This is a genomic window from Desulfovibrio sp. 6_1_46AFAA (assembly GCF_000224635.1).
Lineage (GTDB): Bacteria > Desulfobacterota > Desulfovibrionia > Desulfovibrionales > Desulfovibrionaceae > Desulfovibrio > Desulfovibrio fairfieldensis.
The window spans coordinates 506,053-518,467 of record NZ_JH114302.1; the positions used below are offsets into that span (position 1 = coordinate 506,053).

The window sequence follows — 12,415 nt, forward strand, 5'->3', positions numbered from 1 at the left end:
TAAAAAGGGCCAGGACGACTGCGCCCCGGCCCTGCGGTTGCCGATAACGACCAACGGTAAGGATAGCTTACGAAAAGGCGGAAATTACTTTCGTCTGTCCGATATCACGACGCCCGACAGACAGGTTCAACTCGCGGCCGTATCGGCCCGATCCGCGCCTTGGGCGCGGATGGCGTCCAGAATGTCCTTGAGCACATGGGCCTGCTCGGCCATGTCCCGTACCTGGCTGGAAGCTCCTTCCATGGCTTCGGCGATGTCCGCGCTCAGATGGTTCACTTCGGAAATGTTCCGGTTGATTTCCTCGGAGGCGGCGGATTGCTCCGTGGCGGCGGTGGCGATAGCCGACACGCGACTGCTGGAATCCTCGGCCAAAGCGGATATCTGTTGCAGAGAATGCCCCGATTCCTCGCCCATGTGTCCGGCCTTCTCAATAGCGGCCACGGCGCTGTCCACGGTTGCGGCGCTTTGGTTGGTGCCCTCCTGGATGGATTCAATGGCGGACTCCACTTCGCGGGTGGCGCTCATGGTTTTTTCGGCCAGCTTGCGCACCTCGTCGGCCACCACGGCAAAACCGCGTCCGGCCTCGCCCGCGCGGGCCGCCTCAATGGCCGCGTTGAGCGCCAGCAGGTTGGTCTGGTCCGCGATGTCGCGGATCAGGGTGAGCACCGTGCCGATATCCCTGGCCTGTTTGTCCAGACCCTGCATATCGTTTTTGAGGCTCGCGGACTGCTGCCGTACCGTCTGCAGACATTCAATGGTCTGGAGGACAAGGCTGTTGCCCTCATGGGCCTGGCCCTGGACGGACGTGGCAGCGTCGGCCGCGCCCGAGGCATTGCCCGCCACTTCCAGCACCGTGGAATTCATTTCGTTCATGGCCGTGGCCGCTTCGGCCAGTCGGGCGGCGGCCACCCCGGCCTGGTCCTTGACGCCGGAAAGGGAGTAATGCAGCGCCTCGGCGGTTTCGTTGAGCGTGCTGACCACACCTTCCAATTGTGCCACCATGGCGGCCCGGGCCGTGGCGGCGGCTGTTTTGCTTTCCTGTTCCAGGCGGATTTTTTCGGTGATGTCCTCGCCGGTTTCCACATGCCCGATGGGCGTGCCGGATGCGTCATACAGGTAATCCAGCATGATCTGCATGGTCTTGCCGTTGGGCATGTTGTTGATGACCCGCTTGTTGCCCAGGCGCAGTTGTTCGATGCCGCACTGGGGCGTGTTGCAAATGTTGCCTTTCTTTTCGGAGCAGTGCAGGCCGCGTACCTCATCCATATGAGTTCTGTTCATGGATTTGAGCGAGGCCGTATTGCAGAAAGTCCAGTTCATATCCATGTCCGTGACCGAAATGGCCCAGGGCAGGGTGTTGAGAATACTCGCGTACCAGTGGGACCGACCGTCGCAGGTTTCGGCCATTGTCCGAATGGCCTCGGCAAGCGGCTTCAGGTTGCCCGAACTCTCCACGTCCAGGCTGGCCGTGCTGTCGCCCGCGCCGACGGTCCGGGCGTACTGCAGCATTTTTTTCAGGGGGCGTAACCGGTTGACAATAAACAGTGAACCTATTCCGGCCAGAAGCGCGACGGCGACCATGCCGGGAAACAAGGCGGCAGCCAGATCCGGGCCCGGCAGGGCGTCGCCCAGACAGATGCGGCCGCTGATGTACAACGCCGTGCAGGCCAGAATCAGGCCAAAGATATGGGCAAGGACCATAGTGGTACTAAGAGTAAAGCGCATACAGATTCCCTCAAGTGCTGGACAGCAGGTGACACGGGATTAGGCTAAAGCTGTGCGCGGCTGGAACCGCTTGTGAACCTCCTTTGACATGGCGCGCTTCCACGGCGCGGGTCTTTGCAAACTCGCGCGGCGGTGCCCTGTCGGCTGGCTGTTTCGGGATGTCTAGATCTGAAGGATAAATGAGATGCGTGTGCCGGAGCGGCAGCCACAGCGTCCTCAGGCAGCAGCGCCTTCTCTCTCTCTCTCTCTCTCTCTCTCTCTCTTCGGCATTCTGCATGACAGCGCGCCGGACACGCACGTCGTCTTCGGATATCAGCGGAAGGGAGTGGATATTTTTCATATAGAAAAACTATGTTATGGGTGGCGGCAGACAAGCTGCCGTGGCTCTCCGTTTATGTCGGAGTGTATTGGGTGCCTCAGATGTTTTTTCGGTTGTTACTGATAAATCTTTATACGGAAGAGGATTTTTGGCAAGAAAAACACTCTTTGGGCCATAAGCGTGCGGCGTCAGCCCACCAGCGCGGACAGCATGATCACCAGACAGACGCCCGCGATACAGGAAATCGTGGCCAGGTTGCCGTTGCCCGAAGCATTGGCTTCAGGCACGACTTCTTCCACCACCACGTAAATCATGGCCCCGGCGGCGAAGGAGAGAGCCACGGGCAGCAGCCCGGCGGTGATGCCGGCGGCCAGCGCGCCCGGCACCGCGCCCAGAGGGGCGGTAAGGCCGGAGAGCACGCCGTAAAAGCAGGATTTACGCGCGGAAAAACCCTCGGCCCGCAATGCGGTGGACACCACCAAGCCTTCGGGCACGTTTTGCAGCATGATGGAAAAGGTCAGCACCAGCGCTGTGGCCAGGCCGGAAGCCGCGCCCTGGGAGGCCACGCTTTCCGCGGCTGCCGCGCCGTAGCCCACGCCGATGGCCAAGCCCTCGGGGATGTGGTGCAGGGCCATGGCCGTGACCAGCAGGATGCTGCGCCGCCAGCTGGTGGAAATGCCCTCGGCCGTGTCCTGCAACATATGGATGTGCGGCAGCACGCGGTCCAGACACCAGAGAAAGGCCGCACCCAACAGAAGACCGGACACAATGGGCACAAAAGTCAGACGGCCCAGATGCGCGGCGAGCTCAAGCGCGGGCTGCAACAGGCCGAAAAAGGCCGCGGCCAGCATCATGCCCCCGGCCCCGCCCAACAGGCAGTCCATGGCCCGGCGCGAGAATTCGCGCCGGGTGAAGATGAGCGCCGCGCCCAGGCTTACGGACAACCAGGAAAGCAGCCCGGCCACCAGGGCCTGGAAAACGGGATGGGAAGCAATCGTCATGGATTCCCCCTGAATGTCCGCCCTCGCGCCGGAAGTTCAGTATCCGCAGTCGGGCGTATTTCCTTTCCGACCGAATATATCCTTAGAAACACTCCGGGGACTGTTTCCAGAGCGGATTAACTTTGAAATTTTACAAATTTCAAAGTCGACATTCTGGCGAAAAACGTGGTTATCGTTGCTGTCGATCCCTGTATGGCTCCGCTGTCGCCAACGGGGACAGCCTTTCGGGCTGCCTTCGGTCGCTTCGCCGGAATCCACGCCCTTCGCGGCGCGCCGCACGGTGTGCGGCGTTAGAGCAATTTCACGTTGAAATTGCTCTAAATTGAGGAATTTTGCCTTTCCAGCGAGGAAAACGAGCTTTTTACGAAAAGAGTGTACTCTCAATGGTACTCGACTGGAGTAAAAAGCGTGGTTTGGCGAAGCCGGAAGGTAAGAGAACCGATTTAGAAACAGTCCCTAGAGGTCCTGCCGGTATTGCAGGGACTGGCGCAATGTTTCCTTGTCCATGTATTTGACCTCCGCGCCCAGGGGGATGCCCTGGGCCAGACGCGAAACACGGATCTGAGGAAAGCGCTTGCGCACCATCTGGCGGATGAAGGAGGCCGTGTTTTCCGCTTCCAGGGTCGCCCCCAGGGCCAGAATCAGCTCCGTCACCTCGCCCTCGTCCAGCCGCCGCGTCAGGCGGTCCAGATCCAGGCTTTCCGAATCCATGCGTTCCAGGGGGGCCAGCAGGCCGCCCAGAATCATGTACTGCCCCCGGTAAAAGCCGCCCTCGTCCAGGGTCAGCATGCTGTCCCATTCAGTGACCAGGCAGAGCGTCTCGCGCGTCCGTCCGGCGTCCGCGCAGACGGCGCAGGGGTCCGTGGAGGACAGGCCGCCGCAGCGCGAGCAGAGGTGCAGATTGTCACGCAGGTCATGGATGCCCCGGCCCAGGCGGCGGGTTTCGGCCTCCGGCCACTTGAGCAGGGTCATGGCCGCGCGCATGGCCGATTTGGGCCCCAGGCCCGGCAGGCGCGCGAGCTGCTCCACCAGGGCCTTGAGCGGTTCGGGAATGCGGCTGTGCATGGGGGCCTAGAACACTCCGGGCAGCTTGATCCCGCCGGAAATATTGTTCATTTCGCGTTCCATGGTCTCGCGGGCGATGCGCCCGGCCTCATTGACGGCGGCCAGGATCAGGTCCTGAAGCATTTCCACGTCGCCGCCTTCCAGGGCCTTGGGGTCGATGGTCAGCTTACGCAGCTCCTGCTTGCCGGAAACTTCGGCCTTGACCATGCCGCCGCCGCTGGCGGCTTCGTAGGAGCGCTCGGCCATTTCCTGCTGGAGTTTGGACAATTTGCTCTGCATGACCTGCGCCTGGCGCAGGATATCGTTCATATTCCGCATGTTCGTCTCCTCGGGGCTTCTTTATTTGATTTCCGTACAATGGGCAATGGAGGCCTTGAGCACCTCCAGGCAGGGTTGCAACTCGGGTTTTTTGCTGAACTCCTCAATGAGTTCGGCTTCACCGCGCGGCGGACGCGGGACAATAAGCTCCAGACGCGGCACGCCCGCGCCGAAAGTCGCCAAGGCCGCTTCAAGCACGGCACGCTGCTTCTCCAACTGATGAAGCAGCGTTTGGGCCTTGGGCGTCAGACGCAGAACGTCCCTCTGCCAGTCCACGCCCAGGCCCCGCAGCAGGTGCGGCGGGGGCGCGGGCCTCCCGGCGGCCTGCTCGGCCGCGCAAAATTCACAAAAAGCCTGCCAGTCCGGCTTGAAATCAGGCCTGGGCGCTGACCCGGCGTCCGGTCCTGCCTCCATTGTTTCGGCAACCGGGGCGACAGCTGCGGGTTCCTGTTCCGCCTCGTGCGCGGCACGGGCCGAACAGGCCGTTGACGCCGAATCGGAAGCGGGCGTCGGCGCGGGCTCGGGGCCCTCCGCCTCGGCCGGGTCTGTCGCCGAATCTATTGCCGAATTTGTTGTCTGTTCCGTTGCCCGGCCTGCCGCCTGACCCTGCGCGGGTGCCGCGCCGCCATTTTCCATCGCACGGGGCCGGGAGAGCGGGCGCGTTGCGTCCGGCTGCGGCGGAACGGCCTGCGAAGGCGTCACGGATTGCCGGGGCCGTTCGGGGTGCGGGGCGTCGGCGAAATTCCCGCTTGCGGGCGCGGCCCGCATGGGCGCATCGGCCGGGACCGCAGCCGCGGGAGCCGCTTCCGGCAGTTTTTCCAACGGCAGCAACTGGGGCAGCAGCGCCAGGTTGAGCAACAGAAGCTCCAGGGCCGCCGCTGGCTCCGGGCTCTGGACGATGCCGCGCTGGGCGTCCAGGGTCATCTGCCAGGCCGCGTGCAGATGCCCGGCGGAAAAACGCGGAGCCAGCTCCAGCTGGAAGGCCGCCTCGTCGGCGGGCAGGTGCAGGCTGGGCAGCACTGCGGAACCGCTCTGGCGCAGCAGAAAAAGATTGCGCAGGTTGCCGGCCAGCTCGCGCACGAAAAAGCCGATGTCCACACCTTGCTGGAGAATCTGGCGGGAAAGCGCGGCCACGGCGGCGCAGTCGCGTCCGTGCAGGGCTTCAAACAGCTGGCTGAACAACTCCTGCCCGGCCAGGCCCAGCACTTCGCGGGTGGCGGCCGTGGTCAGGCTCGCGCCGCCCAGGGCCAGGGCCTGATCCAGCAGGGACATGCCGTCGCGCACGCTGCCCGCCGCCCGCCGGGCCAGAAGACGCACCGCGCCTTCCTCAAACTCCGTTTTTTCCTTGCGCAGCACGGAACTGAGGTGCTCGGCCAGGGCGTCCTCGCTCAAGTGGCGGAACACAAAATGCTGGCAGCGGCTGACGATGGTCACCGGGAATTTGTGGGCCTCGGTGGTGGCGAAGATGAAGACCACGCGTTCCGGCGGTTCCTCCAGCGTCTTGAGCAGGGCGTTGAAGGCGTTGCGGGTGAGCATGTGGGCTTCGTCGATGATGAAAATCTTGTAGCGGCCCTCCATGGGCGCGTAGCCGATGGTCTCGCGCAGGGAGCGGGCGTCTTCCACGCTGTTGTTGGAAGCGCCGTCGATTTCAGTGACGTCCACATGCGCGCCCTGGGTGATCTTGCGGCATTGGGCGCATTCGTTGCAGGGCTCCGGACCGGGCGCGTGCTCGCAGTTGAGGGCCTTGGCGAAGATGCGGGCAATGGTGGTCTTGCCCACGCCGCGCGTGCCGCTCAGCAGATAGGCCGCCGCGGGCCTGTCTTCGGCGGCGGCGCGGGACAACACGGCCTTGACCATGTCCTGTCCGGCCACCTGGGCGAAGGTCTGGGGGCGATAACGCGCCGCAAGAGAAAGATGCTTCATGAAACCCTGTCATTGCCCAGGCGCGGCCGGACGGCGGAAAACGGCGTCCGGCCGCGCCTGAAAGCTGGGAAACAGTTTTTTACCCGTTACACGGTATAATGGTGCAGCCAGCCCGCATATTTGGGATTCTCGCCCTTGACCACCTTGAAGAATTCCTTCTGGAGGTGCTTGGTCACCGGACCGGCGTGGCCCGCGCCGATCAGGCGGTGGTCCAGTTCGCGGATGGGCGTGAGTTCCGCCGCCGTGCCGGTGAAGAAGGCTTCGTCGGCGATATAGAACTCGTCGCGGGTGAACTGCTGCTCTTCCACAGTATAGCCCAGGTCGCGGGCCAGAGCCATGATGGACTGGCGGGTGATGCCGCCCAGGATGGAGGTCAGGGGCGTGGTTTTGATGATTCCGTCGCGCACGATGAAGATGTTTTCGCCCGTGGCTTCGGAGACGAAGCCGCCGGTGTCCAGCATGACGGCTTCGTCGAAGCCCTCTTCCTTGGCCTCGATCTTGGCCAGGATGGAATTGATGTAGTTGCCCGAGGCCTTGGCCTTGGACATGCAGGTGTTCACATGGCTGCGCGCGAAGGTGCTGGTTTTGACGCGGATGCCCTTTTCCAGGGCTTCGGCGCCCAGGTACGCGCCCCAGGGCCAGACAGCGATGATGGTCTGGACGGGGTTGTTGCCGGGGTAAACGCCCATTTCGCCGTGGCCCACAAAGGAGAGAGGACGGATGTAGCCCTCGGGCAGCTTGTTGGCGGTGAGGGTTTCAATGCAGGCTTCGGCCAGCTGGTCGGCGCTGTAGGGCAGCTCCATGCGCAGGATCTTGGCGGAATTGAGCATGCGCTTGCAGTGGTCCTGCAGGCGGAAGACCGCGGAGGTGCCGTCGACACAGGCATAAGCCCGGATGCCTTCGAAAATGGCACTGCCGTAGTGCAGGGCGTGGGTGAGCACATGAACCTGGGCCTGATCCCAGGGAACCATTTTCCCGTCAAACCAGATGAACTTCATTGTCTGCATGGCTAACCTCGTAAAGAGCCGCTGGGTGGAGCGCTGTGCCGGACCGGGCCTTTGCCCGCGCGGCCGCGCAAGGGCAAAAATTTACTGAAAAGCGGCGCGCATGGCAAGCATTGTCGGCGGCCCCGCCGGAACGGATGTGCCGCCGACGGACATTGCCCTCGGGGCTTGCGCGGGATATAGGCGGAATTATCATAACTTGAAAGATGCGGCGGCCACGCCGCGAATCCGGATTGCGGTATGAATTTTTACGGGAGCCCGACAGATGGAACCACAGGAACGAACCCATGAACTTGAAGAACGCGCCGCCCGGCTGGCCGACGGCGTGGTGGAAAAAATAGTTTCTTTTCCCAGGGAATACGCCCAGCATCAACAGTTTTTATATGATCTGAAGACCGAGCTCATCGAACTCTGCGCCCGGCCCGTCACGCGGCCCGACGCCCGCGGCGGCATTCCGGGCGACGACCTCAAGTGGGAGCTGGCCCGGAACATGCCGGACTTTTCCACCGAATCCCTGTACCAGAAGCGCTCTTCCTTTCTGTCCATGGGCGGCATCGTCTTTTTCGGCTATCTGCTGGGCGGCCTTCTGTCCACAATGCTCGGCTGGCTGGGCATGGGCGGGGACATCATCCGGGTGGTCACGGTCTGGGGCATGTTCTACGTGTCCGAATATCTGTCGGCCAATCCCAAGGCGCGCTTCCGGCTGCTGGCTTTTCTGGGGCTCGGAACCCTGGCGAAATTCACTGTGGATTTGCTGACCGGCATGCTCCAGCTGACCTCCTGGGCCGGGATCAAACGGGCGGTCTTTGGAAGCGGGGGCGCGCCGAGCCTGCTGAAACGCTGGTATCTGCTGCTGGGGGCCGCTTTTCTGTTCGTTTTTCTGTCCAAAAAAGTCACCGCCCTGGACGTGACCGCTTTCAGGCATTCCCTGCGAAAACAGGCTGAGGAGCGGGTGCGCTTCCTGCTCGCCTTTTTTGAGGAGCTGGAACGCCTGGAGACCGAACTGGCCGCGCTGCAACCCGGCGTCCATCCGGACCGGAGTTCCGTAAAATGCCCCAAAAGCGATTGTCTTCTGGCCCTGGACGTCATTGAGATGCTGGATTCCTTTGACCCGGACACCAGAAAATTTCTGACTGAAAAGCTGGCGGCCGTGGGCTATGTGACCGCCGCGCCCGGGGCCGCTACGGACGAATACCTTGTCTGGAACGACGCGGAACACGGAAAATTCTACGATATGATCGGGCTGGTCCGGGACGGGGACCGCTGCCGCATTCTCAAGCGCGCCTATGCGGCGGATGAAAAGATCGTCAAGGGCTATGTGCAGCGGGAGACCGGGAGCGGCAAATGAAAATCATCGGCATTGATCTCGGAACCACCAATACCTATCTCTACGGCGTGGAAAAAGGGGACGCCGCGCCCGCGCCCGTGACGCTGCCGCGCATCAGCGATGAAAACGGCTGCATAGCCACGGTGGTTCTCTATCAGGACGACAAGCCCTGCCTTATCGGCAATATCGCGGAGAGCGAGTACCACACCAACCGCGCCCGGCTGGCCTCGCGGACCCTGCGCAGCCAGTTCAAGCCCGAGATTGTCCACGGCGGCTCCGAGGCCATGCGCTGGATGACGGATTTCCTGCATGAGCTGCGCGCGGCCCTGCCCGACGGCGTGCTGGAGCCGGACACCCGCGTTTATGTGGGCACGCCATCCCGGACCAGGGAGGATTTCGGCCTCAATCTGGCCCAATGCTTTGTGCGCGCGGGCTGGCCCAGGCCCACCTTCGTCAGGGAGTCGGACGCGGCCATGATCTCCTGCCTCCAGTCCGGAGCCATCGACATTGACGACATCGAAAACGAAGTGCTCATTCTGGATTTCGGCGGCGGCACCTGTGACTTCACCCTCCTCGAAAGCATGGACGTGCTTCAGAACGACGGCGACCCGCTGTTCGGCGGGCGTTTGTTCGACGATCTGCTGTTTCAGGTGTTTTGCCGGGACAACGCGCTGTTCCGGGAAGAATTGCCCGGCTCCGGCTGTGAATATTACATCCACTGGATTCAGTGCAAAGCCGAGAAGGAGCGTTTTTCAGACGCGGCGGCGCGGGATGAAAATTGCAAAGTCAGCCTGCACGCCTCGTGGCGCGACGCGTACGGAATCAGAAAAGACGCCTATATCCATGACTACACGCGCGAAGCGTTCATCCGCGATGCGGAAAATTACACGGCCACGGACGGCCTGCTGGCCATGCTCGGCCAATATGCCGACAGGGGCGGCCTGAGCCCGCAGGCCCAGGATATGCTGCGGGGCAAACAGATCGGCCTGCTCTCCTGGTTCAGGAGCATTCTGCATTCCATCCGCGATCACCGGCATATTTCAAAGGTCATTCTCACGGGCGGCAGCAGCCGCTGGTTTTTCGTCAGGGACATGGTGAAAGAGGTGTTTCCCGCCGCGAGCTGCGGCATGAGCGGGCGCACCTATGAGGACATTGCCTACGGGCTTGCCCTTTACCCGGTGCTTTCCGAGTCGCACGCCGCTGTCCGGCTGCTGCTGGAGGAAAAGGCCGGAGCCTTTGCGGACGAGGCCTGCGCGTTCGTGCAGGGGATTTTCGCCAAACACGCCCGGCTTGCCGTGCGCCTGTGCACGGAACGGATCGTGGACCGGGACATCATGCCCGTTCTGGAAGAAGCTCAGAAAACCCGGAAAACCGTGGAGCAGCTGGAGCAGGCCTTTGCGGACAACATCCGGAACGACGCGGGGCTGCTGACCATCATCGAGGAAAAAAGCGAAGCGCTGCGCGCGGAAATCGAGTACGAACTGCGGCAGCGTTTCCGGGCTTGGCTGCGGCGGAACGGCGTTTTTCTCGTGCCGCGCGTTGACTTTCCCGCGCGGGCGCTCAGCAGGGATTTTTTCGATGCGATCAGCGTCAAGGTGTCGCGCCTGGGCTTTCTGAACATTATGGATTTCATGGCAACGGCGGTACTGCCCGGCATCGCGGCCTATGCCGTGGCCGGGGCCATAGCGCACACGGGCGAGGCCGTCTCCGCCGTGCTGGGCGGAAGTCTGGCTTTTGCGGGCACCTGGGGCCTGGGCAAAGTGGCCAAAAATTTTTTGTGGAAGCGGAAACTGCCCAAATTTTTTCTCACGGAAAAGAACCGCCGGAAGATCATTGAAAAAAACAAGGCCTATATTGAAGAGGCCCTGGGCAAGGCTTTTGCGGAAGTTCAGGACGGCCTGGCCGACGAGACGGAACGCAAAATCCGGCACGCCCTCACCTCCATGCTGGCCCGGCTGACGGTGCTGAATCAGGTGCGTTGCGCGCGGCCGTAGGGGCGGTCCCGCGCGCAGGCCAGGCGCATCTAAAAAACGAGCCACGTCATACCCAACTCAATTTATTCAATATATTGATACTCATAATGACTCACCTCTTCAGAATTGGGCAACGCCACCTTGACTCCGCCGGAGCGGAGCGCAGGCGGATGGCTGGTGTCGGAAGAATCCGGAGAAGAATAAGATTTTCGCGCGCTGCCAAGGAAAACGCCGCTTTTTGCGCGCAACGTACTCAGGTACGTGAGCAGCAAAAAGCGGCGGATGACGCAGGCAGCGCGCGAAAGGCTGTTTTTCCCGGATAATCGCGACATGCAACGATGGCAGGGGATATGCAAATGAGGTGTGTTTGCGCGGTCCCGCGCGTGGAAAAGCTCTGGCCCGCCGGGGCGGCATGGCGTATGCTCCGGCGCACTGCAAGCATACTTCACAGGCGGAGCGAGCATGAAAGCAAGCACAGTACTGGGCATTGACGCGGGCGGCACCCATACCGACGCGGTGCTGATCACCGGCCACGGGGCGGATCTGCGCCTGGCGGCCTCGGCCAAGGTCAAAACCCGCCATGACGATCTGCCCGCCTCGGTGCGGGAAGTGCTGGCGGCTCTGGCCGGAGAGCCGGGAAGCGACGGAGCGGCGGCCCTGGCCGCCGTGGAGCGCGTGACCCTGGGCACGACCCTGGCGGTCAACGCCCTGGTGCAGGGCCGGGCCGACACGGTGGGGCTGGCGCTTTCCGCCGGGCCGGGCCTGAACCCCGCGCGCTTCGCCTTGGGCGAACATGTCTGCGTGGCGCCCGGCGGCCTGGACCACCGGGGCGTGGAAGTGAGTCCCCTGCAAACGGACGGCCTGGCCCGGCAGGCGGCGGCCTGGCGTGACGCGGGCGTGGCCGCCGTGGCCTGCGTGGGCAAATTTTCGCCGCGCAATCCGGCCCATGAGCGTGTCATGGGCGCGGCAGTGGCCAAAGCGTCAGGCTTGCCCGTCACCCTGGGGCACCGGCTTTCGGGACGGCTCAATTTTCCCCGCCGGGTGGCCACGGCCTATTACAACGCGGCCGTGCAGCGCCTGCACAACGCTTTTCTGGACGCCGTGGAGGCGGCCCTGGCCGACGCGGGCATCCATGCGGCCACCCGGCTGCTCAAGGCCGACGGCGGCGCGGTGCCGGTATCCCTTTCGCGGCGCGAGCCGGTGCAGTCCATTTTGTCCGGCCCGGCGGCCAGCGTCATGGGCGTCATGGCCCTCTGTCCGGAAGCGGGGCGGGGCTGCTCCCTGCTGCTGGACATGGGCGGCACCACCACGGACATGGCCCTGTTCGCCGACGGCTCGCCGGTGATCGACCGTGACGGCATGTTGTTGCAGGGCCGCCGCACTCTGGTACGGGCTCTGGCCTCGACGTCCATCGGCGTGGGCGGGGATTCCCTGCTCACCGTGGAGGGCACGGGCGCGGCGACGCGCGTGCGGACAGGCCCCCTGCGCGAAGGCCCGGCCATGGCCTTCGGCGGCGTTCGGCCCACCCTGCTGGACGCGCTGAATGCGCTGGACGGCAACAGCGCCTCAGGCGACCGGGGCAACGTGGCCGCCTCGCGCGACGGCGTGGCGGCCCTGGCGGTCTTGTGCGGCCTGGAACCCCGCGTCCTGGCCCAAAAGGCCGTGGACGACGCCCTGGCGCGGGTCACGCGGGCCGCGCATGAACTTATCGACGCGGTCAACGCGCGGCCCATCTACACATTGGCCGCGCTCAAGGCCGC

9 protein-coding genes are annotated in these 12,415 nt (G+C 63.2%); 3 read left to right on the forward strand and 6 right to left on the reverse strand.

All coding sequences use genetic code 11. The features are described from left to right. Positions 1 to 126: 126 nt before the first annotated feature. The 6 genes from HMPREF1022_RS08900 to HMPREF1022_RS08925 all read right to left on the reverse strand — a co-directional run bounded on the left by HMPREF1022_RS08900 (position 127) and on the right by HMPREF1022_RS08925 (position 7,358). The gene (locus tag HMPREF1022_RS08900) at positions 127 to 1,725 is read right to left on the reverse strand and encodes a methyl-accepting chemotaxis protein (RefSeq protein WP_009302845.1); all 1,599 of its coding nucleotides are present in this window, start codon (positions 1,723 to 1,725) and stop codon (positions 127 to 129) included. A 507-nt stretch (positions 1,726 to 2,232) separates the two neighbouring features. Further along, on the reverse strand, positions 2,233 to 3,045 hold the full coding sequence (locus HMPREF1022_RS08905) for a ZIP family metal transporter (protein WP_008682010.1): 813 nt from the start codon (positions 3,043 to 3,045) through the stop codon (positions 2,233 to 2,235). A gap of 456 nt (positions 3,046 to 3,501) precedes the next feature. After that, complete coding sequence (gene recR / locus HMPREF1022_RS08910; protein ID WP_009302846.1) at positions 3,502 to 4,110, reverse strand: recombination mediator RecR; 609 nt, start codon at positions 4,108 to 4,110, stop codon at positions 3,502 to 3,504. Between the two features lie 6 nt (positions 4,111 to 4,116). Then, the gene (locus tag HMPREF1022_RS08915; protein ID WP_008682006.1) at positions 4,117 to 4,428 is read right to left on the reverse strand and encodes a YbaB/EbfC family nucleoid-associated protein; all 312 of its coding nucleotides are present in this window, start codon (positions 4,426 to 4,428) and stop codon (positions 4,117 to 4,119) included. 21 nt (positions 4,429 to 4,449) lie between these two features. Next, a complete protein-coding gene (gene dnaX / locus HMPREF1022_RS08920) occupies positions 4,450 to 6,351 on the reverse strand; it encodes a DNA polymerase III subunit gamma/tau (RefSeq protein WP_009302847.1) in 1,902 nt (633 codons plus the stop codon). An 86-nt stretch (positions 6,352 to 6,437) separates the two neighbouring features. Then, positions 6,438 to 7,358, reverse strand: a complete 921-nt coding sequence (locus HMPREF1022_RS08925; protein WP_008682003.1) for a branched-chain amino acid transaminase — start codon at positions 7,356 to 7,358, stop codon at positions 6,438 to 6,440. A 262-nt stretch (positions 7,359 to 7,620) separates the two neighbouring features. On the opposite strand from HMPREF1022_RS08925, the gene HMPREF1022_RS08930 reads away from it, so the two are divergent. The 3 genes from HMPREF1022_RS08930 to HMPREF1022_RS08940 all read left to right on the forward strand — a co-directional run. Beyond that, positions 7,621 to 8,703 carry a hypothetical protein gene (locus tag HMPREF1022_RS08930; protein ID WP_008682001.1) on the forward strand — a complete coding sequence of 361 codons (1,083 nt, stop codon included), beginning with the start codon at positions 7,621 to 7,623 and terminating at the stop codon, positions 8,701 to 8,703. Continuing rightward, complete coding sequence (locus HMPREF1022_RS08935) at positions 8,700 to 10,676, forward strand: Hsp70 family protein (protein ID WP_009302848.1); 1,977 nt, start codon at positions 8,700 to 8,702, stop codon at positions 10,674 to 10,676. The genes HMPREF1022_RS08930 and HMPREF1022_RS08935 overlap by 4 nt, the downstream gene beginning before the upstream one ends. A 441-nt stretch (positions 10,677 to 11,117) precedes the next feature. Then, positions 11,118 to 12,415: hydantoinase/oxoprolinase family protein (locus tag HMPREF1022_RS08940; protein ID WP_009302849.1), on the forward strand; the 1,298-nt coding region annotated here is incomplete at its 3' end.

Bases quoted from the DNA above. Each gene is read 5' to 3' on its own strand.
- HMPREF1022_RS08915 (WP_008682006.1), bottom strand. From the start codon at position 4,428: ATGCGGAATATGAACGATATCCTGCGCCAGGCGCAGGTCATGCAGAGC.
- HMPREF1022_RS08935 (WP_009302848.1), top strand. From the start codon at position 8,700: ATGAAAATCATCGGCATTGATCTCGGAACCACCAATACCTATCTCTAC.
- recR (WP_009302846.1), bottom strand. From the start codon at position 4,110: ATGCACAGCCGCATTCCCGAACCGCTCAAGGCCCTGGTGGAGCAGCTC.
- HMPREF1022_RS08905 (WP_008682010.1), bottom strand. From the start codon at position 3,045: ATGACGATTGCTTCCCATCCCGTTTTCCAGGCCCTGGTGGCCGGGCTG.
- HMPREF1022_RS08900 (WP_009302845.1), bottom strand. From the start codon at position 1,725: ATGCGCTTTACTCTTAGTACCACTATGGTCCTTGCCCATATCTTTGGC.
- dnaX (WP_009302847.1), bottom strand. From the start codon at position 6,351: ATGAAGCATCTTTCTCTTGCGGCGCGTTATCGCCCCCAGACCTTCGCC.
- HMPREF1022_RS08930 (WP_008682001.1), top strand. From the start codon at position 7,621: ATGGAACCACAGGAACGAACCCATGAACTTGAAGAACGCGCCGCCCGG.
- HMPREF1022_RS08925 (WP_008682003.1), bottom strand. From the start codon at position 7,358: ATGCAGACAATGAAGTTCATCTGGTTTGACGGGAAAATGGTTCCCTGG.